This is a genomic window from Selenomonas ruminantium subsp. lactilytica TAM6421 (assembly GCF_000284095.1).
GTDB lineage: Bacteria > Bacillota > Negativicutes > Selenomonadales > Selenomonadaceae > Selenomonas_A > Selenomonas_A lactilytica.
In genome coordinates this window covers 2,337,712-2,360,910 of record NC_017068.1, presented here as the reverse complement: position 1 = coordinate 2,360,910, position 23,199 = coordinate 2,337,712, and the positions used below count along the sequence as shown (strand labels likewise).

Annotated in this window: 25 protein-coding genes; 20 read left to right on the top strand and 5 right to left on the bottom strand. The window is 52.8% G+C overall.

Annotated features, from left to right (window positions below):
• Positions 1-180: 180 nt before the first annotated feature.
• Complete coding sequence (locus SELR_RS17865) at positions 181-723, top strand: hypothetical protein (RefSeq protein WP_014425396.1); 543 nt, start codon at positions 181-183, stop codon at positions 721-723.
• A 46-nt stretch (positions 724-769) separates the two neighbouring features.
• On the opposite strand, the gene SELR_RS11475 is transcribed toward SELR_RS17865, so the two are convergent.
• Genes SELR_RS11475 through SELR_RS11465 form a run of 3 tightly spaced genes read right to left on the bottom strand, consistent with a single transcriptional unit; the run spans position 770 to position 1,922 of the window.
• A complete protein-coding gene (locus tag SELR_RS11475) occupies positions 770-973 on the bottom strand; it encodes a hypothetical protein (protein WP_014425395.1) in 204 nt (67 codons plus the stop codon).
• Positions 974-990: 17 nt separating this feature from the next.
• A complete protein-coding gene (locus SELR_RS11470; protein ID WP_014425394.1) occupies positions 991-1,512 on the bottom strand; it encodes an ImmA/IrrE family metallo-endopeptidase in 522 nt (173 codons plus the stop codon).
• Between the two features lie 8 nt (positions 1,513-1,520).
• The gene (locus SELR_RS11465; protein WP_014425393.1) at positions 1,521-1,922 is read right to left on the bottom strand and encodes a helix-turn-helix transcriptional regulator; all 402 of its coding nucleotides are present in this window, start codon (positions 1,920-1,922) and stop codon (positions 1,521-1,523) included.
• Positions 1,923-2,201: 279 nt separating this feature from the next.
• On the opposite strand from SELR_RS11465, the gene SELR_RS11460 reads away from it, so the two are divergent.
• The 7 genes from SELR_RS11460 (at position 2,202) to SELR_RS11430 (ending at position 9,256) form a co-directional block, all read left to right on the top strand.
• Entirely contained in the window at positions 2,202-4,112 is a 1,911-nt protein-coding gene (locus SELR_RS11460; RefSeq protein ID WP_041914400.1) for a beta-glucoside-specific PTS transporter subunit IIABC, read from the top strand.
• 12 nt (positions 4,113-4,124) lie between these two features.
• A complete protein-coding gene (locus SELR_RS11455) occupies positions 4,125-5,531 on the top strand; it encodes a glycoside hydrolase family 1 protein (protein ID WP_014425391.1) in 1,407 nt (468 codons plus the stop codon).
• 178 nt (positions 5,532-5,709) lie between these two features.
• Positions 5,710-6,426: a 30S ribosomal protein S2 gene (rpsB, locus tag SELR_RS11450; protein ID WP_014425390.1), complete on the top strand. Its 717-nt coding sequence runs from the start codon at positions 5,710-5,712 to the stop codon at positions 6,424-6,426.
• Positions 6,427-6,513: 87 nt separating this feature from the next.
• Positions 6,514-7,380 carry a translation elongation factor Ts gene (gene tsf / locus SELR_RS11445; RefSeq protein WP_014425389.1) on the top strand — a complete coding sequence of 289 codons (867 nt, stop codon included), beginning with the start codon at positions 6,514-6,516 and terminating at the stop codon, positions 7,378-7,380.
• 145 nt (positions 7,381-7,525) lie between these two features.
• Complete coding sequence (locus tag SELR_RS11440; RefSeq protein ID WP_014425388.1) at positions 7,526-8,290, top strand: hypothetical protein; 765 nt, start codon at positions 7,526-7,528, stop codon at positions 8,288-8,290.
• A 79-nt stretch (positions 8,291-8,369) separates the two neighbouring features.
• Complete coding sequence (locus SELR_RS11435) at positions 8,370-8,672, top strand: hypothetical protein (RefSeq protein ID WP_014425387.1); 303 nt, start codon at positions 8,370-8,372, stop codon at positions 8,670-8,672.
• 26 nt (positions 8,673-8,698) lie between these two features.
• The gene (locus SELR_RS11430; protein ID WP_014425386.1) at positions 8,699-9,256 is read left to right on the top strand and encodes a gamma carbonic anhydrase family protein; all 558 of its coding nucleotides are present in this window, start codon (positions 8,699-8,701) and stop codon (positions 9,254-9,256) included.
• Here the strand turns inward: SELR_RS11430 and SELR_RS19040 are convergent.
• On the bottom strand, positions 9,235-9,585 hold the full coding sequence (locus SELR_RS19040) for a hypothetical protein (RefSeq protein WP_014425385.1): 351 nt from the start codon (positions 9,583-9,585) through the stop codon (positions 9,235-9,237). The genes SELR_RS11430 and SELR_RS19040 overlap by 22 nt on opposite strands.
• Before the next feature lie 332 nt (positions 9,586-9,917).
• Positions 9,918-10,565, bottom strand: a complete 648-nt coding sequence (locus tag SELR_RS11420) for a YigZ family protein (protein WP_014425383.1) — start codon at positions 10,563-10,565, stop codon at positions 9,918-9,920.
• Positions 10,566-10,768: 203 nt separating this feature from the next.
• On the opposite strand from SELR_RS11420, the gene SELR_RS11415 reads away from it, so the two are divergent.
• The 12 genes from SELR_RS11415 to fliB all read left to right on the top strand — a co-directional run bounded on the left by SELR_RS11415 (position 10,769) and on the right by fliB (position 23,165).
• Positions 10,769-12,136 (top strand): amino acid permease, encoded by a 1,368-nt coding sequence (locus SELR_RS11415; protein WP_014425382.1) that lies wholly within the window; start codon positions 10,769-10,771, stop codon positions 12,134-12,136.
• Between the two features lie 229 nt (positions 12,137-12,365).
• Positions 12,366-12,977 carry a TetR/AcrR family transcriptional regulator gene (locus SELR_RS11410; RefSeq protein ID WP_014425381.1) on the top strand — a complete coding sequence of 204 codons (612 nt, stop codon included), beginning with the start codon at positions 12,366-12,368 and terminating at the stop codon, positions 12,975-12,977.
• A gap of 27 nt (positions 12,978-13,004) precedes the next feature.
• Positions 13,005-14,186, top strand: coding sequence for a putative heme d1 biosynthesis radical SAM protein NirJ1 (gene nirJ1, locus SELR_RS11405; RefSeq protein WP_014425380.1), 1,182 nt, complete (start codon positions 13,005-13,007; stop codon positions 14,184-14,186).
• A 12-nt stretch (positions 14,187-14,198) separates the two neighbouring features.
• The gene (gene nirJ2, locus SELR_RS11400) at positions 14,199-15,197 is read left to right on the top strand and encodes a putative heme d1 biosynthesis radical SAM protein NirJ2 (RefSeq protein WP_014425379.1); all 999 of its coding nucleotides are present in this window, start codon (positions 14,199-14,201) and stop codon (positions 15,195-15,197) included.
• Positions 15,198-15,355: 158 nt separating this feature from the next.
• A complete protein-coding gene (gene deoC, locus SELR_RS11395; RefSeq protein ID WP_014425378.1) occupies positions 15,356-16,015 on the top strand; it encodes a deoxyribose-phosphate aldolase in 660 nt (219 codons plus the stop codon).
• Positions 16,015-17,196 carry a phosphopentomutase gene (locus tag SELR_RS11390; RefSeq protein ID WP_014425377.1) on the top strand — a complete coding sequence of 394 codons (1,182 nt, stop codon included), beginning with the start codon at positions 16,015-16,017 and terminating at the stop codon, positions 17,194-17,196. The genes deoC and SELR_RS11390 overlap by 1 nt, the downstream gene beginning before the upstream one ends.
• 39 nt (positions 17,197-17,235) lie before the next feature.
• On the top strand, positions 17,236-18,558 hold the full coding sequence (locus SELR_RS11385; RefSeq protein WP_014425376.1) for a pyrimidine-nucleoside phosphorylase: 1,323 nt from the start codon (positions 17,236-17,238) through the stop codon (positions 18,556-18,558).
• Positions 18,559-18,653: 95 nt separating this feature from the next.
• Positions 18,654-19,034, top strand: coding sequence for a cytidine deaminase (locus SELR_RS11380; RefSeq protein WP_014425375.1), 381 nt, complete (start codon positions 18,654-18,656; stop codon positions 19,032-19,034).
• A gap of 107 nt (positions 19,035-19,141) precedes the next feature.
• On the top strand, positions 19,142-20,341 hold the full coding sequence (locus SELR_RS11375) for a NupC/NupG family nucleoside CNT transporter (protein ID WP_014425374.1): 1,200 nt from the start codon (positions 19,142-19,144) through the stop codon (positions 20,339-20,341).
• A 128-nt stretch (positions 20,342-20,469) separates the two neighbouring features.
• Positions 20,470-21,420: a class I SAM-dependent methyltransferase gene (locus tag SELR_RS11370; protein WP_014425373.1), complete on the top strand. Its 951-nt coding sequence runs from the start codon at positions 20,470-20,472 to the stop codon at positions 21,418-21,420.
• On the top strand, positions 21,407-22,093 hold the full coding sequence (locus SELR_RS11365) for a glycosyltransferase family protein (RefSeq protein ID WP_014425372.1): 687 nt from the start codon (positions 21,407-21,409) through the stop codon (positions 22,091-22,093). Before SELR_RS11370 ends, SELR_RS11365 begins: the two co-directional genes overlap by 14 nt.
• 1 nt (position 22,094) lies before the next feature.
• Positions 22,095-23,165, top strand: coding sequence for a flagellin lysine-N-methylase (gene fliB / locus SELR_RS11360; protein WP_014425371.1), 1,071 nt, complete (start codon positions 22,095-22,097; stop codon positions 23,163-23,165).
• Positions 23,166-23,199 lie beyond the last annotated feature (34 nt).

Here is a 23,199-nt window from a genome sequence, read left to right as displayed (position 1 = left end):
AAAAATGCTTATAAAACCCCGACACGTTACAAGGCTATTTCCTGTATATATTCTAAATATCTTTTATTAAAAATTAATTAATAACAGACATTTAAATTTTCCGGGATAAGCGAATTGCTTTGGCAAGATGGTAGAATCAGAGTATAATAGAAAGAAAGCAGTGGAACAGGGGGAGTGTCAATGGGGACAATCATGCTGGTCGGAATGGGGATATTCATCGGTTGGCTGATATTCCGGCCGAAAAACGATAATGGGGGAGCTCTGCGGCAGAATATGCCTGTCAGCAATATCCGGGATATACAGGCAAAGGGCAGGAATGTGCAGGCGGGAAAATCCCTACCGCAAGCCCGGCGGCCAATGACAGCAGAGCGCAGCCAAAATAATCATACCCTGCGCAATGTGGCAGGTGGCATGGTGGCCGGTGCTGTATTGGGACATATGCTCAGCGGCGATCATAAAGCCGAGGCCCACGCAACTACGAACAATTACAATACTTACAACGAATATTATGATCACGATGATTATGATGATTATGATGGCTTTGACAGTGACAGCTATGGCAATGACGAGGATGATGAAGATTACATGGATACTTATGATTATGACAGTGATGATGATTACGATACCTATGATACTTATGACAGCAGTGATTATGATGACGATAGTTACGACAGTGGCTCCGACTGGGACAGTGATTCCTATGATGATGGTGGCGAGTGGTAAGAAATAAAAATTGACCGGTCAGATCTGACCGGTCAATTTTTATTTCTTATGCTGCCATATGCTGCTTTTCGCTGGGGAAAGAGCGGACAGGATTCTGATGCTGCCATTGGCTGGTGTTTTGGGCAGCCAGCAGGAGTTTGTATTTCTTCAGCCGCATATCCTGGGCGAAGGTATATGTGGCAAGGCAAACCACGAGGATAATCAGGGCGATGTTCATGATAACTTCATAATGGATGATCGTATTTAACATATTCATACCTCCGTAAATCAGATCCGTATCTTTTTGAAGAACTGGCTATCCACGCTATCGCTGGGGCGGATATCATAGCCCAGCTTGGCCATTTCCTGGAGTTTTACCAGAGCCAGATTGATATTGCAGTTCATCTTTTGGGCCAGGGCGAATTCGTCACAGCCATCTTTGAGTTCGGCGAAAACCGCATCCGTATCCATCAAAAGGTGGGCGGCGAAGGCATTGGCTTCGTACTCGGTGCGGCTGTTCAGGCGGAAGAGTTCGAACTCCTGTAACTGCGTCTGCTTGGCCAGCTCCCGATGCAGCTGGTCGTGCCCAATCTCATGGGCCAGCACCATATTGAGCCAGATATCATCGAGGTTGGCGTTGAGGAAGATAAAGCGATTGCGCCATTGGTAGAAGTACATGCCCAACAGTTTCGTGAAGTTTTCATTGTAGAGAACCTTGATATTGAGTTCCTGGGCCACCCGTTTCATGTCCCGGCAGCCTACCTGACGGATGATTTCCTGGGCACGCTTATGGCACTGTTCTGAATCCATGGACTGACTCACTCCTCAGATTTTTTTCGGTACTTCCTGTTTTCTTTTTTTGCCAGCCAATAGGCTTCCTGCAGGGATTGCATCACCGCATCCCGGTCTTCCTCGCTGAGTTCGCCGCCGGCGAAGAGTCCGGAGAGCTCGCTGACCAATGCATTGGCTTGCTGCATACCTCGGCTGCCGTATTTGGCGCCGGCCTGGCTGACGAAGGCCTCGTTTTCGGTGAAGAGGTAATTGGTATCCACATCGAAGACCTCGGCCAGTTTTGCATAACGTTCTCGGTTTTTAGGGTAGCGGCCGTCCAGCTCATAGGAAATATAAGTGCGGCGAGTGACGCCAATGGCCTTGGCCACGGCCTCCTGACTCAATCCTTTCTGGCTGCGCAGCTGCCGCAGTTTTTCGGCGAAGTTCATTTTACTCAAACTCCTTTGTAAATCTGTGTAATTGAATTACTCAAAGTGTAACACAATGCGAGTGATAAAGCAAGCGGAAATTCGCGGGATTTTTTCTTGACAATTTATTATTGATTTGTTATCATTTATCATGTACGAAGCGGGATGGTTACGCAGATGCGGCCAAACCTTGCAGGCGGAGTCCGCCTCTTGGTTGATCCACGCTTTTTTTGTATGTTTAGGATGGTTACATTAGGTTGGCCAAACCTTCAAAGTTATTTAATTTTGGAGGGATTTATGATGAAGAAGTATGAAGAGCTGGCAAAGGATATTGTCCGGCATGTGGGCGGCGAGGAAAATGTGATAAGTCTTGCCCACTGTATCACGCGGCTGCGGTTCAAGCTGAAGGACGAGAGCAAGGCGGATACGGAGTATCTGAAGGCGCGCGAAGGCGTCGTGACCGTTATCCAGAGCGGAGGCCAGTATCAGGTAGTCATCGGCAATGAAGTGGCCGATGTCTATGATACGGTGCTGGAGGTGACGAATATCACCGGCAATGCGCCAAAAGGCGGCGAAGAGGAAGAGGATAAAGACCTCAGTCCTCTGGATCGCTTCATTGACTTGATCTCCGGCGTGTTCCAGCCGGTGCTGAGTGTTCTCGTGGCCACGGGTATGATCAAGGGCTTTTCGGCGCTGTTCATGGCCATGGGGCTGGTGGATAAGGGCAGCGGCACGGCGCAGATGCTCAATATCTTAGGAGACATGTTCTTCTATTTCCTGCCGATTTTCCTCGGCCTTACGGCTGCCCGTAAGTTCAAGATGAATGAGTTCACGGGTATGGCTATCGGTGCCGCTTTGGTTTATCCCACGGTTTCTGCCATCATGAAGGGCGAGACTTTGTACACGCTCTTTGAAGGCACGATTTTCCAGTCTGCCATTCATATGGAACTGCTGGGCCTGCCCGTTATCCTGATGAACTATGCTTCCAGCGTTATTCCCATCATCGTGGCTGTATGGTTCGGGGCCAAGGTGGAAAAGGCAGTGGCCAAGGCCATGCCCACCATGCTCAAGAGCTTTTTGACGCCGTTCTTCACGATTCTGATTGTGGTACCTCTGACCTTTATGGCCATCGGCCCAGTGGCAACCTGGGCTGGCCAGATTGTGGGTGCAGCTGCCATGGCCATCTATAATGTGAGCCCCGTGGTGGCCGGACTGTTTATCGGCGCTTTCTGGCAGGTCTTCGTAATGTTCGGTCTGCACTGGGGTCTGGTGCCCATTATGATCAACAATATCTCGGTGTATGGCTATGACCCGCTGGTTGTTACTTATTTCGGCTGCTCCTTTGCTCAGATCGGTGTTGTGCTCGGCATTTTCCTGCGCACGAAGGATGCAAAGCTCAAGAGCATTTCCCTGCCGGCATTTATCTCCGGTATCTTCGGTGTTACGGAACCCTGCATTTACGGCATTACCCTGCCCCGCAAGAAATATTTCATCATTTCCTGCATCGGTGGTGCTATCGGCGGCGCGCTGATGGCTCTGCTGTCCGTCAACCTCTATATGTTTGGCGGTCTGGGCATCTTCGGTTATCCCACTTTCATTGATCCGAAAACCGGCGATCTGGCTGGTATGTACGGCGGCATGATTGCTTCCGCAGTATCTTTTGTTTTTGGTCTGGCCGTGACGGCTGTCGTGTATCGCGATGCTGCTCCGTCTGAAAAGCTGACGGTGGTCAAAGAAGCTGCTGATGGCAAGGCGGAACGGGAAATCATCAAGGCTCCGCTGGCTGGCAAGCTGGTCGCCTTGGAAGATGTTCCTGATGAAGCATTCGCCATGGGCCTCCTGGGCAAGGGCATTGCCATCGAACCTAGCGACGGCAAGGTGGTGGCACCGGCTGACTGCACGGTGATGACCATGTTCCCCACGGGCCATGCCATTGGTCTGGTGACGGATAAAGGCGCCGAAATCCTCATCCATATCGGCATGGATACGGTGAAGCTGGAAGGCAAATATTTCACGACCAAGGTAAAACAGGGCGACCATGTAAAAGCAGGCGACACCCTGATTGAATTTGACAAGGAAAAGATCGCTGCCGAAGGGTTCAACACCATTACCCCGGTAATCGTGACCAACCATGCCCAGTATATGGATGTGGTGCTGACCGATGAAAAAGATGTAGAAGAAGAAGCAAACTTATTGACTGTAATCGCATAAGGAGTTTTAGATATGGCATTCCCTAAAGAATTTTTATGGGGCGGCGCGGTAGCCGCCAATCAGTGTGAAGGTGCGTACAACGAAGATGGCAAGGGGCTGGATATCCAGGATATCATGCCCCGTGGCCTCAAGGGAGCCCCTACTGCTGAACCCACCGAAGACAATATGAAGCTCGTGGCGATTGATTTCTACCATCGCTATAAGGAAGATGTGAAACTCTTTGCCGAAATGGGCTTCAAGGTGTTCCGCACTTCCATCGCCTGGAGCCGCATCTTCCCGAACGGGGATGATGCCGAGCCTAATGAAAAGGGCTTGCAGTTTTATGATGACTTGTTCGATGAATGTCATAAGTACGGCATTGAACCGCTCGTGACGATTTCCCATTACGAGACACCACTGCATCTGGCGAAAGAGTACAATGGCTGGGTGAATCATGATCTCATTGGCTTCTATGAGAAATATGTGCGGGTGCTCTTCAACCGCTATAAGGGCAAGGTCAAATATTGGCTGACGTTCAATGAGATCAACTCCGTGCTGCATGCACCGCTTATGAGCGGCGGCATCATGACACCACTCTCCGAGCTCAGCAAGTCCGATCTCTATCAGGCCTGCCATCATGAACTGGTGGCGTCTGCTCTGGCTACGAAAATTGGACATGAGATCGATCCGGAAGCGAAAATCGGCTGCATGGTGCTGTCCATGCCAACGTATCCTTTGACGCCGAATCCGGACGATGTGATTGCCACGATGCAGGCCAATAATCTCAATGATTTCTTTGGCGATATGCATGCCCGTGGCGTTTATCCCGGCTACATGAAGCGTTATTTCCGGGAGAATGGTATTGAAATCAAGACCACGCCGGAAGAACTGGCCCTCTTGAAGGAACACACGGTGGATTTCATTTCCTTCAGCTATTATGTCAGCATCTGCGAATCGGCAAGCAGGAAGGAAGAGGGCAGCGGTAATATCATTCAGGGTGTGAAGAATCCGTATCTCAAAGAGTCCGAATGGGGTTGGCAGATTGATCCGCAGGGCATCCGTTATGTGCTCAACCGCTTCTACAACCGTTGGCAGAAACCGCTCTTCATTGTTGAAAATGGGCTGGGGGCCAAGGATGAGCTGGTAGATGACGGTCAGGGCGGCAAGACGGTGAACGATGATTATCGCATTGCCTATCTCAATGACCATCTTGTGCAGGTGGAAGAGGCCATCGAGGATGGCGTGCCGGTCATGGGCTATACCACCTGGGGATGCATCGATCTTGTGAGTGCTTCCACGGCAGAACTGGCCAAGCGTTATGGCTTCATCTATGTAGACCGTCATGATGATGGTACAGGGACACTCAATCGTTATAAAAAGAAGTCTTTCTATTGGTACAAAGACATCATTGAAAGCAACGGTGAAAAACTGAAAAAATAATTTTCAGGGGGCGCGGGAAAATTGCATTTTCCTACTTGCGCCCCTTTTTTACTTATGATATAATTTTTCGCGGTGTAAGAAAAAAGCATGGGTTTTCGATATCTGCCCTGTGCCTCTTGGTATGGAGGTGGTGCAGAAGATGAGGAGCCCAGAAGAAAAAAACAGGAGGTGCACCAACATGGCAGTTATTTCCATGAAACAGTTACTTGAAGCAGGTGTTCATTTCGGACACCAGACCCGCCGTTGGAACCCGAAGATGGCTAAATACATCTTTACGGAGCGTAACGGTATCTACATCATCGACCTGCAGAAGACCGTTAAGAAGGTTGATGAAGCATACGCATTCCTGCGTGACGTTGCCGCTGAAGGCAAGAGCATCCTCTTCGTTGGTACGAAGAAGCAGGCTCAGGAAGCTATCAAAGAAGAAGCTCTCCGCGCTAACATGTTCTATGTGAACGAACGTTGGCTGGGCGGCATGATGACCAACTTCCAGACGATCCAGAAGCGCGTTAACCGCCTGAAGGAACTCGAAGCTATGGAAGCTGATGGCACGTTCGAAGTCCTGACGAAGAAAGAAGTTCAGGGCCTCCGTCATGAAATGGAAAAGCTCGAGAAGTATCTCGGCGGTATCAAAGAAATGAACAAGCTCCCTGGTGCTCTGTTCGTCGTTGACCCGCGCAAAGAGCGTATCGCTGTTGCTGAAGCTCGCAAGCTCAACATTCCTATCGTTGCTATCGTTGACACGAACTGCGATCCGGATGAAGTTGACTACGTAATCCCGGGTAACGATGACGCTATCCGCGCTGTGAAACTGCTGACGGGCCGCATGGCTGACGCTGTGATGGAAGGTCGTCAGGGTGAAGGCGGCGACGCTGAAGAAGCTGCCGCTGAGTAATTCATACTCGCTAAAGGTAAAACTTGTGGGGTAAGGGAGATTATCCCTTACCCTTTATTATTATCTGACACTTAGGAGGAAATATAAATGGCAATTACGGCTGCAATGGTTAAAGAACTGCGCGAAAAGACGGGCGCAGGCATGATGGACTGCAAGAAGGCTCTGACGGCTACCGACGGTGACGCTGCCAAGGCTGTTGACTGGCTCCGTGAAAAAGGCATTGCCAAAGCTGAAAAGAAGGCTGGCCGCGTAGCTGCTGAAGGTGCTGTAGGCGCTTTCGTTGCTGCTGATGGCAAGACGGGTTGCGTAGTTGAAATCAACTGCGAGACCGACTTCGCTGCTGGCAACGACCAGTTCAAGGAACTGCTCGCAAAGGTTGCTGAGCACATCGTGGCTACGAAGCCGGCTGACCTCGACGCTCTGAACAACAGCGAAATCGAAGGCAAGACGGTTGCTACGCTGATCACGGAAGCTACGGCTACGATCGGTGAAAAGATTTCCCTGCGTCGTTTCGCCTGCTACGAAACGGAAGGCCGCCTGGCCAGCTACATCCACATGGGCGGCAAGATCGGCGTTCTCGTTAACCTGACCGGTGGCGACGAGCAGCTGGGCAAGGATGTAGCTATGCAGATTGCTGCAGCTGCTCCGATGGCTGTTGACCGCGCTGGTGTTGATGCTTCCGCTCTGGAACACGAGAAGGAAGTTCTCCGCAAGCAGGCTGAAGAAGAAGGCAAACCGGCTAACATCATCGAACGCATGGTAGAAGGCCGCATCAACAAGTTCTACAAGGAAGTCTGCCTCAACGAACAGATCTTCGTTAAGGATTCCGAAAAGACCATCAAAGATGTACTCGGCGACGTTAAGGTTACCGAATTCACCCGCTTCCAGCTGGGCGAAGGCATCGAGAAGAAGCAGGACGACTTCGCTGCAGAAGTTGCTGCTCAGCTCAAGTAATTTTATCATTTCAGGGCTTATCAACCATCCTGGGTTGATAAGCCCTTTTTGTATAAAAAGATGAATAATTCTTTCGGGGAGGTCTTGTAAAGAGGTCTTCTTTTTACTATGATGGTAGAGAGAATTTTTTACGGAGGCAAAGGAATTGTTAGAACATCTTAGTTTTGAGTTAGAGGAACTAAAATTAAAGGTAGAAATCGTGGTGCGGGAGCGCCAGTTGCATTATAAAGTGAATGAAGGAGAGGATGCAGTGCTGGAGGGCGGACGGCGCTGGCTGCGGCGTTTGGAAAAGCTGCATCTGGGAGGCTGGCGGGCCAGCTATCAGCCCCCAGTACCGCCTGCGGTACACAGCCTGTGGCATATTGCGTTCAAGGACAGCAAGATGGGGTATCGACGCATTGTGGGCGATAACGCCTATCCCGGCGGTTGGGCGGCATTCATCGACCTGATGAATGAGATTCCCGGGGTGGAGATCAACCGGGTGCGGCAGCTGGAGCAGGTGTCGATTATCCTGCATGATACCTTGGATAATCCCCGGGGCAATATTTATCTGCCGAAACAAAAAAAGATCAGCCTGGTGGAAAAGCTGATCATCAACCGGGGCAAGCATATCCTGGTGTTTACCCGACATAAACAGGGGCTGGGCACGGAGCGTCATGCCTTTGATTCAGTGCGTAATGTGCCCCTGCTGTTGGAACGTATCGGGGAACATGCTGCAGAATGGCAGTGTCAGCAGGACAGTGTGACGGATGACTACCTGCCACGGGTGGAGTGGAAGTTCCAATGGCGGGATGGTTCCGAGAATGTGGGCAGTTACACCTTGCGCGGAGATGCGATGCCGGAGGCCTGGAAGGATTTTATGGAAGAGGTGGGGCGCTTCACCGGTAATGTGCGGGGAAGAATCTTTTAAAGCTGGCAGGAATCAGCTCCTTCGTTGTCGAAGAACTCTACACTGGATGTGGGGATTTTGACAGGAGGAGGAGAGAATCATGTCGGAGCCGATTCAGACGGGACATAAGGTGTATCTCGGTAACAATAAAATGAACATGGAAATGCTCACGGTAAAGCCTTATTACGTGGCTACTCCGGGTTCGAACCTTACCCAGGAGGAAATGGAAGCTGAAGCCATGGAGGCCATGAACAGCAAGATGCCGAAACAGGCACCGCCACCGGCAGAGGAACCTGCCAGGGAGGCCGGTTCGCCGGAAGATATTGCTGCTCGGATTGCCGGTGACCGTACAAAGAATCAGGCAGATATCCTAGAACTTGCCAAAAATCAGGTGGGAGACTGATTTTTGGGAGGAGGTAACTTTCTTTTATGTATACGCTACAAGATGATGTATTTCAGGGCATGCGCCCGCAGATTCATGCCGAGGCTTTTGTGGCACCGCAGGTATTTTTGGCCGGTGATGTGCGGGTGGGGAAATTTTCCAGTATCTGGCCGGGGGTATCGGCCCGGGGGGATGTGAACTATATCTCCATTGGTGAGTGCAGCAATATCCAGGATTTGGTTTGTCTGCATGTGGCGGATGAAAATCCCTGCATCATCGGTGATTATGTGACGGTTGGTCATGGCGCTGTGCTCCATGGCTGTGAGATTGAAGATCATGTATTGATCGGCATGAGTGCCACGGTGCTGACCGGGGCCAAGATTGGCCGCGGCTCCATTATCGCCGCCGGGGCACTGGTCAAGGAGAATGATGTGATTCCGCCCAATTCCCTGGTAGTGGGTGTGCCGGGCAAGATTGTGCGCACACAGGACAGGATGAAGAGCATCCATGCCCAGGCCATCAAGTATAAATGCGAATGGGCCATCGGCTACGGCGTCAAGCCGGATATCGAAGGCGAAGTCTATCACGGGGAAAAAATCATCTGAAACGGACAGTCAAAATCCCGCTGGCAATTTTGGCAGCGGGATTTTTCGATAAATTGCAGTTTATTGGTCAGTACGTACTGAATATTATCCCGTTCATGCGCAGTCCGGGGTTCACGGGGGAGTACTTTTTCTGTTTCCGCTAAAACGACCCTATCGGCAATTTTCGAGCTGTTTTGCCAGATGGCGCCGGGCAAGACCGGCGGCGCGTCTTTCAGCGTGCTTTCTGGTAACTGCCTGCCTCGGGCCGGCCTTCGCTGACGCTCAGGCAGTCGCTCCCACAGAAAAAGCACTCCCCGTTCGCCCCCAGCCACGTTTTTGGCAATCGGCACGAACCCGGTTCTCCCGTAGCAAGATCATCGATGTGCTTGTATCCTCCAGCCGGAACATAGCAGCATTGACAAACGTAACTCTGGGTGGCGGTGGGGATGCTTTTTCGCCGGCGGAACGACTGCCTGAACGAAGTGAAGGCTGGCCCGCAAACAGCATTTGCTGGATGCTTCGTTGATGGACGCGCCGCCGGACTTGCCCGGCGCAGGTTACTGGAAGACGCGTACTTCTGCTGGCGGGACATTTAGTGAAGCGGCGAAAAAGTATTCCCACCGCCGCCCCACTGAGCTGTAACAAAAGAGTTTTGGCTCGTATCCACAAACTGCAATTTATTTTATGGCTTTTCGATGCGGATGGGGATGCGTTGTTCGGATTCGGATGAAAGTTTTGCCCGACCGGCGGTCATATTGGTGATATCTTCGCTGACTTTTTCGAGGTCAGCGGGAGTAATCAATAGGTGCAGGGTGACACCTTCGCCGTAGTCAGCTTCCAGGCTGCGCAGTTCATTCTGCCGCATATAGTGTTCGATGGTGGCCAAGTGCTCGTAGCCGACAGCCACATCGAGCTGGGCAAAGGGTGTCATTTCCAGTACGGTGGCGGCTTCAATGCCGAGGGCTGCCGCGTGGGAATAGGCGCGGATCAGGCCGCCGGCTCCTAATTTGATACCGCCGAAATAACGGGTGACCACTACGACGATGTTGGTCAGCCCGTTTTTTTTGATGGCTTCCAGTATCGGATTGCCCGCCGTGCCGCCGGGCTCACCATCATCGTTGGATTTCTGCTTGTCGGCTTTTTCCCCCAGCACATAGGCAGAGCAGTTATGGCGGGCATCGAAATAACGTTTCTTGATGGCGGTGATGAATTCCCGGGCATCTTCTTCCGTGTCCACATGGCGCAGGTGGGTGATGAATTTTGATTTCTGTATTTCGTAGAGGGTTTCGACTCTGTCGTCGATTTCCTCGATGGTGCGGTAACTATGCATAATGTCTCCTTATTTCGCGAAAAAACATTTGCTTTTATTATACATGATTGTATACATGAGAAAAAGTTATTTTTTCGCAATTTTTCTATGGTAATTCCCAGCTGTTTGTAGTATTCTTAGCTTATTATATAAGCATCGCGGATGGCAGACGCTATACAAATCACAGAAAGCAGCGGTGCTGGAAAGGTTGTGTTATTAAGTCCATGAACGAAACGAAAATGAACAGAGGTCTGAAGAACAGGCACTTGCAGCTGATTTCCCTGGGAGGGGTCATCGGCAGCGGCTATTTCCTGGGGACGGGATATGTGCTGGAGCAGGCGGGGCCTGCGGCGGTGCTGGCGTATCTGCTGGGGGGCATCATCGTGCTCTGCGTGATGCTTTGCCTGGCGGAATTGGCAGTGGAAAAACCCATCTCCGGCTCTTTTGTCACTTACGCCCGGGAGCATATCTCGCCGACCTGGGCCTGCGGGGTAGGCTGGGCCTATTGGCTGACCTGGGTAGCTTATGTGCCCTCGGAAATGATTGCCGCGGGCATCATCATGAATCTCTTTTTGCCGGCGGTGAGCCAGCTATGGTGGGCGGTCTTTTTCAGCCTGCTGGTGACCTGCATCAACCTCTTTCATGTGGATAAATTCGGTGAGAGCGAATCCTGGCTGGCGCTGATCAAGATCATCGCGCTGATGGCCTTCAGTGTGGTGGCTGCATTGATCTGTTTCGGCCTGATTGGTGATCAGGGTTATATCGGGGCCAGCGTGCTTCTGGGCAGCGGCGGTTTTGCGCCTAACGGTTATTGGTCCATCGTGCTGACCATGGTGATCATCCTTGTGAATTTCCAGGGCACGGAAATCATCGGTCTGGCGGCTGGCGAGTGCAAGGAGCCTGCCAAGAGCATTCCTATTGCCGTGCGCAATGTGACCTGGCGGATCATCGCGCTCTATATCATTCCGATTACTTTGCTGGTTTCCATCCTGCCCTGGGACAAGGCATCCCTTGAGGAAAGCGTCTTTGCAGCGGCAGTCAACCAGTATGGCTTCACGGGCTTTGGCGCGTTCTTTGCCTTTGTCATCCTGACGGCGGCGATTTCCTGCTCCAATTCCGGTTTGTATGGTGCGGCCCGGGCTATGCATGCTCTGGCCAAGATGGATATGGCACCGAAATCCTTGGGGGCGCTCAATAAGAACGGCATGCCGGCTCATGCCATCTGGATTTCCATCTGCGCCTGCTGGGCGGTCATCATGCTCTACGCCTTCAATCCGGATTCGGTGATCTACACGTATCTTTTGGCAGTGTCGGGCTTTACCGGGGCCATTGCCTGGATTTCCATCTGCTGGAGCCAGTATCGCAGCCGCAAGGCCAAGATTGCGGAGGGGACGGAAGGGAGCCTTAAATATAAGACGCCGCTTTTCCCTTATGTGACGTTGTTCGGCATCTGGTCCCAGGTGATCTGCCTGGTGATCATGGTGTTTATGCCAGATCTGCGGGAGGCATTCTTTACGGGAGTGCCCATGCTGATTGCGCCGATGGTTTGGTATAAGCTGCGGGCTCGCCGGCGGGCGGCATTAGCGCGCTGAAGTTTGTTTACATCTATATGGTAAGACGCCCTGAGGCTGATAATATTTTTCCTCCGCTGAGACGCAAAGCGCCAAACGCTGTGGAAAAAATTATCAGCCTTTTTGGTTGCGATGTTTTAGCGTTTCCTGTGAAAAATATGAATCTAATTCATTTTTTTCTTCACTTTAACAAAAAAATCCTCTATAATAGTAAACAGAATGAAATCCACAGAAACGGGGCGATGGGCTTATGGAAGAAAAAATGGGCCGCCGGGAGCGGAAGAAGATGTTATCCCGACAGGCGATATTGGATGCGGCAGTGGTGGTGTTCAGCAAGAAGGGCTTCCGGGAGGCTTCCATTGCGGATATCATGAACGGGGCGGATTTGGGCACGGGAACATTTTATAATTACTTCCAGTCCAAGGAGGAACTGTTGGTGCAGCTGCTGGGGCGGCTGGTGGCAGAGGTTAATGCAACTATTAAAGAGCTGCGGGAGGATAAGCGCCCTGCCTGTGAGCAGTTGTCTGTGGCCTGCATGCTGACGGCGAAATTTCTGGACGAGAACCGCTATGTGCTGCCCCTGTTTTTGGCGGCGGCTGATCATTCGGGATTGCCGGAGGACGCTGAGGAACGCAAGGCCGTGCCTACGCCGGGCTTCAAGCCCCTGTTTGAGCGGATTTTGAAGGAAGGGCAGGAGTCCGGTGAGGTGCGTGACGATGTGCCGGCGGAACTGATTACGGAGATGTTCCATTCCATCTATCAGGCCACGGCCTTCAGCAAGCTGGAGATTTCCTTTCAGGAGAATGTGGCCATGAAGATGCGGCTGCTGCTGGATGGAATAAAAGCGCAGCCGGAAAAATAATGTATTGTGGTTTAGGAGAGAAGTCGGATGATTAGTGTAACGAAGCTGTTGTTCGCGCGGGAATATTACGGGGATAACCTGCGCTATACGAAGAACGCCCATAGCATGAGAAATGGGGCCGCTGAAGGGATGGGGCCGGTGGTGGTCTGGAATTCCACCAAGACCTGCAACCTCAAGTGCATGCATTGCTATATGGGCTCTGATGCCCAGAAGTACAAGGATGAACTGACCACGGAGGAAGCCAAGAAGTTTATTGACGACCTGGCCGACTTCCATGTGCCGGTGTTGTTGTTTTCCGGTGGCGAGCCTTTGATCCGTCCGGATTTCTTTGAGCTGGCTGAATATGCCCAGAAGAAGGGGGTGCGCCCGACCCTTTCCACCAACGGCACCTTGATTACCCGGGAAGTTGCCCAGCGTATCAAGGATATCGGCGTGGGCTATGTGGGCATTTCCCTGGATGGGCTCAAGGATGTCAATGATAAGTTCCGCGGGGTGGAAGGTTCCTTCGAGAAGGCCATGCAGGGCATCGAGAACTGTGTGGCGGTTGGCCAGCGGGTTGGCCTGCGCTTTACCATCAATCACCATAATATCGCCGAACTCGACAATATCTTTGACTTTATCGAGGAAAAGGGCATCAACCGCGTCTGCTTCTATCATCTCGTGTACTCCGGCCGTGGGGAGAAGATGGTCAATCAGGATGTGACGCCGGAAGAGAGCCGCAAGGCCATGGATACGATCATCCGCCGCACCCGTGATTTCGAGGAGCGAGGGCTTGAGAAGGAAATCCTGACCGTGGACAATCACTGCGATGGTGTCTATATGTATCTCAAGGCCCTGGCTGAAGGCCGGGATGAAGCCGCTGCACAGATCAAGAAATATATCTCGATGAATGGCGGCAACCGCTCCGGCATTGCCTTTGGTGAGGTTGATCCCCTGGGCTATGTGCATCCGGACCAGTTCACCCAGCATCATACCTTCGGCAACGTGCGGGAGCGCAAGTTCGGCGATATCTGGTCGGATACCTCGGTCAGCCCGATCCTGGCCGGACTCAAAGACCGCAAGCCGCTCCTGAAGGGGCGTTGTGCCAAGTGCAAGTTCCTGGACAACTGCAATGGCAATTTCCGTACCCGGGCCGAGGCGGTCACGGGGGATTTCTGGGAGTCCGATCCTTCCTGCTATCTGACCGATGAAGAGATTGGCATCAAATAAGGAGGGCGCAAAGTGAAAATCGTATCCTGGAATACCACCAATAACTGCAATATGTACTGCGCCCATTGCTACCGTGATGCGGGCTGCAAGGCCGAGGATGAGCTATCCACGGAAGAAGCCAAGAAGCTCCTGCGCGAGATTGCCAAGGCCGGCTTCAAGATCATGATTTTCTCCGGCGGGGAGCCGTTGACGCGTCCCGATATCGTGGAGCTGGTAAAATATGCCGCTGAGCTGGGGCTGTTCCCGGTGTTTGGCACCAATGGCACGCTAATTACACTGGAAATGGCCAAAGCCCTCAAAGAGGCCGGGGCCAAGGGCATGGGCATCTCGCTGGATTCCCTGGACAAGGATAAACACGACAAATTCCGTTCCTTTCCGGGGGGCTGGGAAGGGGCCGTGCAGGGCATGAAGAACTGCCGGGAAGTGGGCCTGCCCTTCCAGATCCATACGACGGTGATGGACTGGAACCAGCATGAACTTGAGGCCATGACGGATTTTGCCGTGGAAATCGGCGCCAAGGCCCATCATTTCTTCTTCCTCGTGCCGACAGGCAGAGCGGCTACGATTGAGGAAGAATCCCTGCGGGCGGAGCAGTATGAAGATGTGCTCACGCGCATCATGAAGAAGCAGCAGGAAGTGGATATCGAGCTTAAGCCGACCTGCGCGCCGCAGTTCCTGCGCATTGCCGACCAATTAGGCGTCAAGACGCGCTTCCATCGCGGCTGTCTGGCAGGGCTTTCCTATTGCATCATCAGCCCGCGGGGCAAGGTGCAGCCCTGCGCCTATCTCAATATGGAGCTGGGCAATGTGCGCGAAACGCCTTTTGATGAGATCTGGCGGGACAGCGAAGTGCTCAAGAAGCTGCGCACGCTCGAATACAGCGGCGGTTGCGGTTCATGCAACTACAAGGGCATCTGCGGCGGCTGCCGGGCCAGGGCAGCTTACTACCATGGCGGCGACTATATGGCCGAGGAACCCTGGTGCCTTTATCATGGCCGCCGTGGAGAATAAAAAATATTATCCAATTATTATCAATCGGGACACATTTAGACATGTGTCCTTTTATTGTACGATGAAAAGCGATACAATAAGAGCAACAAGAGGGAAGCAGGATTGCTGCTTCCCCCCCAATCAAGATAGTTACTGACATTTACATAGGAGGATGTACAATGGACGCAAAAGAGATCTTGGCCAAAGTTGACCATACATTATTGAAACAGACCGCCACCTGGGCGGATATCGAGGCTGTCTGCGAGGAGGCAGTGGCCTACAAGACGGCTACGGTGATGGTGCCTTCCTGCTATGTGCCGAAGATTGTCGCCAAGTACGGCGATAAGCTCAAGGTGGCCTGCGTGGTCGGCTTCCCCAACGGCAACTGCAACACCGCCGCCAAGATTGCGGAAACGGCGCAGGCGCTGGCCGATGGTGCACAGGAAATCGATATGGTCATCAATATCGGCGCTTTGAAAGACGGCGAAACGCAGTTCGTGACCGATGAGATCAAGGCGCTGAAGAATCTCTGCGGCGACCGTGTCCTGAAGGTCATCATCGAGACCTGCTTCCTGACGGAAGCCGAGAAGATTGCCGCCTGCCACTGCGTGACGGCAGCCGGTGCAGACTTCATCAAGACTTCCACGGGCTTTGGCTCCAAGGGCGCAACTCTCGAAGACATTAAACTTTTCAAGGAAAACATCGGTGAGGGCGTGCAGATGAAGGCCGCTGGCGGCATCCATACTCGCGAGGAAATGGAAGCCTTCATCGCAGCGGGGTGCACCCGTCTGGGGGCCAGCGCGGCAGTCAAGGTGCTGAAAGACGAGGTGGACAAATAATGGGTAAGTTCAAAAGAGCGTTTGTTATTGTTTTGGATAGCTACGGCATCGGCCAGGAACCGGATGCTGCAGAATTCGGCGATGGGGCATGCAACACCCTGAAATCCATCGTGGCTTCGGATAAATACGACACGCCGAATATGAAGAAGCTGGGCCTCTTCAATATCGATGGCGTAGACTGCGGCGAGCCGGTGGAAGCGCCACTGGGTTCCTTTGCCCGCCTGCGGGAACTTTCCCGGGGCAAGGACACCACGACTGGGCATTGGGAAATCGCCGGCATCGTATCCGAGCGTCCCATGCCGACCTATCCGAATGGCTTCCCGGCTGACCTCATCGAGAAGCTCGAAAAAGCCTTTGGCAAGAAGATTCTCTGCAACAAGCCCTATTCCGGTACGGCAGTCATCCATGACTATGGTCAGGAACAGGAAAAGACCGGCGGCCTGATTGTCTATACCTCTGCCGACAGCGTGTTCCAGATTGCGGCAAATGAAGCGGATGTGCCTGTGGACGAACTCTACGGCTACTGCAAGACGGCCCGCGAGATCCTGCAGGGGGAGCATGGCGTAGGCCGCGTGATTGCCCGTCCGTATGTAGGCGAGTATCCGAACTACACCCGCACGTCCCGCCGCCACGATTTCTCTCTCGATCCCACGGGCGATACCATGCTGGATGCCCTGCACCGCAAGGGGCTCGAAACCATCGGTGTGGGCAAGATTTCCGATATCTTCGCCGGCCGCAGTGTGAGCCGTTCCCTGGGCATTAACAAGGACAATGTGGATGGCATGGAAAAGACGCTGAAGCTCATGGACGAGGACTTTGAAGGCCTGTGCTTCGTAAACCTCGTTGACTTTGATATGGCGTATGGCCATCGTCGCGATATTGACGGTTATGCTAACGCTGCTACGGTTTTCGATAAACAGCTTGGCGAGTTTATGGCCAAGATGCGCGATGATGATGTGCTCATGATCACGGCGGACCATGGATGCGATCCCGGCGCACCGGGCACGGATCATACCCGCGAATACATCCCTTTGCTGATTTATGGCAAGCAGGTCAAGGCTGGCGTGAACCTTGGCACCTATCCGACCTTTGCCATGATTGGTGCTACGATTTCCGACATGTTCGGCTGTGATCTGAAGACCAAGGGCGAGAGCCTGCTCCCGCGTTTCATCAAGGATTGACCTTTGACTATACTATAAAATGAAAAGAGGAATTCCATTATGAGAATGTATGACCTGATTACCAAGAAAAAACATGGTGAAGTGCTGACGGATGAAGAGATCCAGTTCATGATTGACGGCTACGTCAAAGGTGAGATTCCCGACTATCAGATGTCCACGATGCTCATGGCTATCTGGTTCAATGGCATGAATGACCATGAAATCACCTGCCTGACCATGTGCATGGCAAAATCCGGCGATATGATCGACCTGTCCGCTATCGCCGGCAAGAAGGTTGACAAACATTCCACGGGCGGCGTAGGCGACAAGACCACGCTGATCGTCGGCCCGATCGTAGCTGCCTGCGGTGGCAAGGTGGCCAAGATGAGTGGCCGCGGCCTCGGCCATACCGGCGGCACGGTGGATAAGCTGGAGTCCATTCCGGGCTATAAGACCGCTCTTGACCGCAAGGAATTCTTCGATACGGTGAACAAATGCGGCATCAGCCTGATTGGTCAGTCCGGCAACCTGGCCCCGGCAGACAAGAAGCTCTATGCCCTGCGGGATGTGACAGCTACCGTTGACTCCATTCCCCTGATTGCTTCTTCCATCATGAGCAAGAAACTGGCAGCAGGCAGCGACTGCATTCTGCTCGATGTCAAGACGGGCAGCGGCGCCTTCATGAAGACGCTGGATGATTCCATCAAGCTGGCGCAGACCATGGTGGCTATCGGCGAAGGTGCCGGCCGCCGCACGGTTGCCCTGATTACCGATATGGATACGCCGCTGGGCCTCGGCATTGGCAACAGCCTCGAAGTCATCGAATCCATGGATGTCCTCAAAGGCCATGGTCCCGCTGACCTCACGGAAGTTTCCCTGCAGCTGGCCGCCAATATGCTCTATCTCGTGGGCAAAGGTGAACCGGATGAATGCCGCAAGATGGCTGAAAAATCCATCGAGGATGGTTCTGCTTTTGAGACCTTCTGCACCATGGTCAAGGAACAGGGCGGCGACGACAGCGTGCTGCGCGATTACACGAAATTCGCCCAGGCTCCGTATAAGGCAGAAATCAAGGCTGAGAGCGATGGCTTCATCACGAAGATGAATGCCGAAGCCATCGGCGAGATGTCTGTAATCCTGGGCGCTGGCCGTGAGACCAAGGAAAGTGATATCGACTTCTCCGCCGGCCTGATGCTGCACAAGAAATACGGCGACGAAGTCAAGAAGGGCGATGTACTGGTAACGCTGTACACTTCCAAGGAAGCAGCCCTGCAGAGTGCTGAAGCTCTGTATCGCAAATCCGTCGTCATTGGCAGCACGGCTCCGGCAAAGAAACCGTTGGTCTATGCCCGCGTGGAAAAAGATAAAGTAGAGAAGTACTAAGGTTTTACGGTTGAATGATTTGGCTGGTCAAACTGACCAGTCAAATCGTTCCACGAAGTTGTCAAACAATTATGTATTGAAGGAGTGTTTTTACGGTGGAAGATAAAGAACTGATCGCGGCGGCGAAGAAATACCGCGAGTTTTCCTACAGTCCCTATTCCAAGTTCAAGGTAGGCGCGGCGGTGCTTACGAAGAAGGGCAATGTGTATGGGGGCTGCAATGTGGAAAATTCCAGCTTCCCCATGACCAATTGTGCTGAGCGTACGGCTATCTTCAAGGCAGTTTCGGAAGGGGAGCGGGAGTTTGAGGCCATTGCCCTGATTGCCGATACCCCGGAACCCTGCTCTCCGTGCGGTGCCTGCCGGCAGGTGATGGTGGAGTTCAAGATTCCGAAGATCATCATGGCCAATATGAAGGGCGATGTGCAGGTCGTCAGGCTCGAAGAATTGATGCCCTATGCCTTCACGGAATTTTGATATATTGACAATGATGGGGGATTTGTGCGAAAATAGGTCAAGTGTCCTATAACACAAATTATCAGACGCCATACAGGCGTTGTACTCTCTAAAAGGGGAATGAAATCATGTATTTTTTTGTCAACCTTATCGGCATCCTGGTCTTTGTGGCCATTGGTGTCCTGCTCTCGAAGAAGCGTAAAGCCATCCAGTGGCGCTGCGTAGGTGCCCTGCTGGCCCTCAATGTGTTCCTGGCCTGGTTCCTGACCTCGTTTTCCATTGGCCGTGAGATTATCGTCGCGGCGGCTGCCGGTTTCAACTGGCTGGTCAGCGTGGCCTATGAAGGTATTGCCTTCGCTTTCCCGGACTGGGTGCATGTACCGCAGATGAACTTCTTCACTTCGGCCCTGCTGCCCATCCTGCTGGTGGTGCCGATGTTCGATATCCTGACTTATATCGGGGTACTGCCCTTCGTGATCAGATGGGTGGGTAAGCTGCTGGCCTTCCTGACCAGAGCACCGAAGTTCGAATCCTTCTTTGCTATCGAAATGATGTTCCTGGGCAATACGGAGGCATTAGCTGTTTCCAGCCTGCAGCTCAAGCGCATGAAGGCTGATCGCTGCCTGACGCTGGCCATGATGTCCATGAGCTGCATCACGGCAGCCATGGTGGGTATCTACATCAAGATGATGCCCGGTGAATTCATCCTGACGGCAATTCCTTTGAACGTCATCAATGCCCTGATTGTCACGAACATCCTGCATCCGGTGAAGATTGCGGAATCCGAAGATACCGTCGCAACGGTAGGCGAGGGCGGCACGGAAAAAGAGCCCTTCTTCTCCTTCCTGGGCAACTCCATCCTGGGTGCCGGCCGTCTGGTACTGATCATCTGCGCCAACGTTATCGCTTTCGTGGCGCTGGCCAAACTCATCGATATGCTGCTCGTGCTGATCCATCCGGCCATTACGCTGGAAAACATCCTGGGCTGCATCATGTTCCCGTTCGCCTGGCTCATGGGGCTCGAGAGCGGCGAAGCCTTCCAGCTGGCACAGTTCATGGGCACGAAGCTCGTGACCAACGAATTCGTGGTCATGCTGAGCGTGCAGGATACGCTGACCACCTTCAGCCGTCATATGCAGGGCGTGCTGACGGTATTCGTCACGTCCTTTGCCAACTTCGCTACGCTGGGTATGATCATCGGCTGCTTCAAGGGCATGGTGGATGAGGACAAGAATGAACTCATCTCCCGTAACGTAGCTTATATGCTGCTGTCCGGTATCCTGGTATCCCTGCTGTCCGCAGGTATCGCCGGCCTGTTTATCTGGTAAATGAAATAATACAAGGGTAACCCCTGCTTTGGATCATCATCCTGACAGGGCGTTGCCCTTTTTTCTTTTGCAGGAGAGAAGGCGTTATGGGTAGAATATAAAAACAAACGGGAAAGGGAGGTCTTGGCGTGCCGGAAAAAATCAAACCTGAATTGTTGCAATTCTTACAACCGGGGCAGCTGCCCCTGAAGATTCTCGTGGTAGAAAGCCTGGTCTATCTGCCGGAGCTGCGGCAGATGTTTCCGCAGGCCAGCCTTTATGCGGTGACGGCGGATAAAGATGCGATGCTGGACTATCAGGGGCTGGATGTTGCCTTTACGGAACTCAACTATCTGGATGCGCCGCTGCCTTATCCGCGGGAGTTTTTTGACTATATCATCTCGGACCTGACCTTGGAGCAGGCCGGTCATCCGCAGGATATTGCGGCGGGATTTTCCCGCTTCCTGAAAGAAACGGGCAGTTTCCTGACGAGTTTCCGCAATATCCGCCATTGGAGCCAGCTGGAAGATTTGTTGGCCGGGCATTACTATAATGTGGTGGCCCGGCTGTTTGCCCGGCAGGAATTCGAGCGGCTGTTATACGCTTCTTATTACAAGATGGTCTTTATGGAAAGCCAGAAGCGGGCGGCTGATGAAAAGACTTTGCAGAAGCTGTTGGCGGCAGGCTTTGATAATGAAGGGGATGACCTCAATACGGAGTTCTATCTGGTGCGGGCGGACCGTTCCATGCCGGAAATGGCCCTGCTGAAGTCCATGTATACCAAGGATGCGCGGCGGCGGCTTTCGCTGTATCTGCATCGCATCGAGTATGGCGTGGAAACGGCAAAGAACTGCCGCGCACTATGGCAGTTCTATCAGGAGACAGGGCTCTTTGCCGACTATACGGCAGCGTTCATCAAGCAGGCGGTGTTCCATCCGCAGGATTTTTACCGGCATTTGCTGGCGCATTCGCCGGAGAGGCGGGCGGAAATCGGGCAGATGCTGCAGGCCGCCCTGCATAATGTCACTTCGGCAGAGGAAGATGCGATGTTGCAGGAATTATGGCAGGAATGGCAGGAGAGGGAAGATGGGAATGGATGAGTCTAAAATTGCCTTTATCACCTGTACCAATAGTGAGGACTGGTACAGCGAATGCCGCTTGTATCTGGAAAGCCTGCGGCTTCCGGCAGGCATGACGGCGGAGCTGATTCCCGTAAGGGGCGCGGCCTCCATGTGCGCCGGCTACAATCAGGGTATGGCGGCAACAGAGGCCAAATACAAGGTCTATCTTCATCAGGATACTTTGGTGGTCAATAAAGATATCGTGCAGGATCTGCTGGATATTTTTGCGGATAAATCGATTGGTGCCGTAGGCGTTATCGGCTGCCGCAGCCTGCCTTATAGTGGCGTCTGGTGGGATGGTCTGCGCACCTATGGCCGGGTGCTTCATGCCTGTGAACCGGAAAGCGTGGTGGATTCCCACTGCCGGGAGCCGGAGGGCGCATATCAGGAGGTGGAGGCGGTGGACGGACTCTTTATCGCCACCCAATATGATATCAGGTGGCGGGAGGATATCTTCACGGGCTGGCATCTTTACGATACTTCCATCTGCAAGGAAATGCAGCGGGCCGGCTATAAGGTGGTGGTGCCCAATCAGGAGAAGGACTTCTGGTGCATCCACTGTCCCAAGGAAAAGCCGCTGGCTTATGAGTATAAAGGGTATCAGAAGGCCTTTATCCGGGAGTATGGGCGGGAGCTGAATCCGGAGGTGTGATATGGGAGCGCAGGCTGAATTCACTTGTATTGAACCTTCGTACCTGGAGAAGTTTTTCTGCGATGGCAGCAAGTGCGGCTCGCTCTGCTGCTATGGCTGGCAGCAGATCTTGGATGAAGAAGCCCTCTTTCGCTATCGCTCGCTGCCAGGGGAAGAAGGCGAACGGCTGCGGGCGGGCCTGATCTATCTGGAGGAGGCCGAAGGCTTTGGTTTCCTCCATGAGGACGATCACTGTGTTTTCCTGCGGGAAGACGGGCTCTGCGGCCTGCAGAAGAAATATGGGGCCGGAATGCTCACGGATGTCTGCGCGGAATATCCCCGCAAGACGCGGCTCTTTCCGCATCATATGGTGGAGCGGGCTCTATGCGTGACCTGTCCTGTGGCCGCAGGATTGATCATGGATTCGCCGGAACCGCTGACCTTGGTGCAGCGGCAATTGCGTTCGGACCGGCAGGATTACTTCCTGCCCTCAGGGGATGCGGATGTGCTGGCGCAGCTGAAGTTCTTCGACTGGCAGATCAAGGGCATCGAAATCCTGCAGGATCGGCAGCATACTTTGTCCGAGCGCCTGCAGGAACTCCTGCGGGTGCTCACAAAAGCCGATGAGGAGCTGCCTTGGGGACGGGATATGGACGGAATCATCTGGCAGGAATGGGACTGGGCGAAAAAATATCAGTTCTTCCGGGAGTTCGTAACGGGTATCGAGGATAATACCGGGCAGACGGCAGATTATCTGCAACGGGCGCAAGCTCTGGCTATTGCCGGCAGTGCGGCCAGTCTGGAATCGCAGGAACTATGGCAGGATTACAGCTATATGCTGGAAAATTATCTGGTCAATGAGTGGTTCAAGGAATTATATCCCTGTGCGGTTTTGGGTACTTTTGCTTATAATGGCATGTATTTTGTGGTACAATGGGAAATATGGCAGTTCTTATTGCGGATTGTTTTGTTGAACAATGAGGAGAACAAGACAGTGCCGCAGTTGATTCGGGAAACAGCGCAGTGGCTGGCTTCCCGGTTGAATCATTATACGGCCGCAAGAGAGGTCCTGATGAAGCTTTTGCGTGCGTAAGATATTGGGGAATAATAAATCATTTGGGAGTTAG

Coding starts and splice junctions, on each gene's coding strand:
- SELR_RS11435 (WP_014425387.1), top strand. CDS start 8,370: ATGTCGGAGCCGATTCAGACGGGACATAAGGTGTATCTCGGTAACAAT.
- SELR_RS11410 (WP_014425381.1), top strand. CDS start 12,366: ATGGAAGAAAAAATGGGCCGCCGGGAGCGGAAGAAGATGTTATCCCGA.
- SELR_RS11385 (WP_014425376.1), top strand. CDS start 17,236: ATGAGAATGTATGACCTGATTACCAAGAAAAAACATGGTGAAGTGCTG.
- fliB (WP_014425371.1), top strand. CDS start 22,095: ATGGGAGCGCAGGCTGAATTCACTTGTATTGAACCTTCGTACCTGGAG.
- rpsB (WP_014425390.1), top strand. CDS start 5,710: ATGGCAGTTATTTCCATGAAACAGTTACTTGAAGCAGGTGTTCATTTC.
- SELR_RS11465 (WP_014425393.1), bottom strand. CDS start 1,922: ATGAACTTCGCCGAAAAACTGCGGCAGCTGCGCAGCCAGAAAGGATTG.
- SELR_RS11420 (WP_014425383.1), bottom strand. CDS start 10,565: ATGCATAGTTACCGCACCATCGAGGAAATCGACGACAGAGTCGAAACC.
- SELR_RS11375 (WP_014425374.1), top strand. CDS start 19,142: ATGTATTTTTTTGTCAACCTTATCGGCATCCTGGTCTTTGTGGCCATT.
- SELR_RS11390 (WP_014425377.1), top strand. CDS start 16,015: ATGGGTAAGTTCAAAAGAGCGTTTGTTATTGTTTTGGATAGCTACGGC.
- tsf (WP_014425389.1), top strand. CDS start 6,514: ATGGCAATTACGGCTGCAATGGTTAAAGAACTGCGCGAAAAGACGGGC.
- SELR_RS11475 (WP_014425395.1), bottom strand. CDS start 973: ATGTTAAATACGATCATCCATTATGAAGTTATCATGAACATCGCCCTG.
- SELR_RS11470 (WP_014425394.1), bottom strand. CDS start 1,512: ATGGATTCAGAACAGTGCCATAAGCGTGCCCAGGAAATCATCCGTCAG.
- SELR_RS11455 (WP_014425391.1), top strand. CDS start 4,125: ATGGCATTCCCTAAAGAATTTTTATGGGGCGGCGCGGTAGCCGCCAAT.
- SELR_RS11415 (WP_014425382.1), top strand. CDS start 10,769: ATGAACGAAACGAAAATGAACAGAGGTCTGAAGAACAGGCACTTGCAG.
- SELR_RS11365 (WP_014425372.1), top strand. CDS start 21,407: ATGGGAATGGATGAGTCTAAAATTGCCTTTATCACCTGTACCAATAGT.
- SELR_RS17865 (WP_014425396.1), top strand. CDS start 181: ATGGGGACAATCATGCTGGTCGGAATGGGGATATTCATCGGTTGGCTG.
- SELR_RS11460 (WP_041914400.1), top strand. CDS start 2,202: ATGAAGAAGTATGAAGAGCTGGCAAAGGATATTGTCCGGCATGTGGGC.
- nirJ1 (WP_014425380.1), top strand. CDS start 13,005: ATGATTAGTGTAACGAAGCTGTTGTTCGCGCGGGAATATTACGGGGAT.
- deoC (WP_014425378.1), top strand. CDS start 15,356: ATGGACGCAAAAGAGATCTTGGCCAAAGTTGACCATACATTATTGAAA.
- SELR_RS11430 (WP_014425386.1), top strand. CDS start 8,699: ATGTATACGCTACAAGATGATGTATTTCAGGGCATGCGCCCGCAGATT.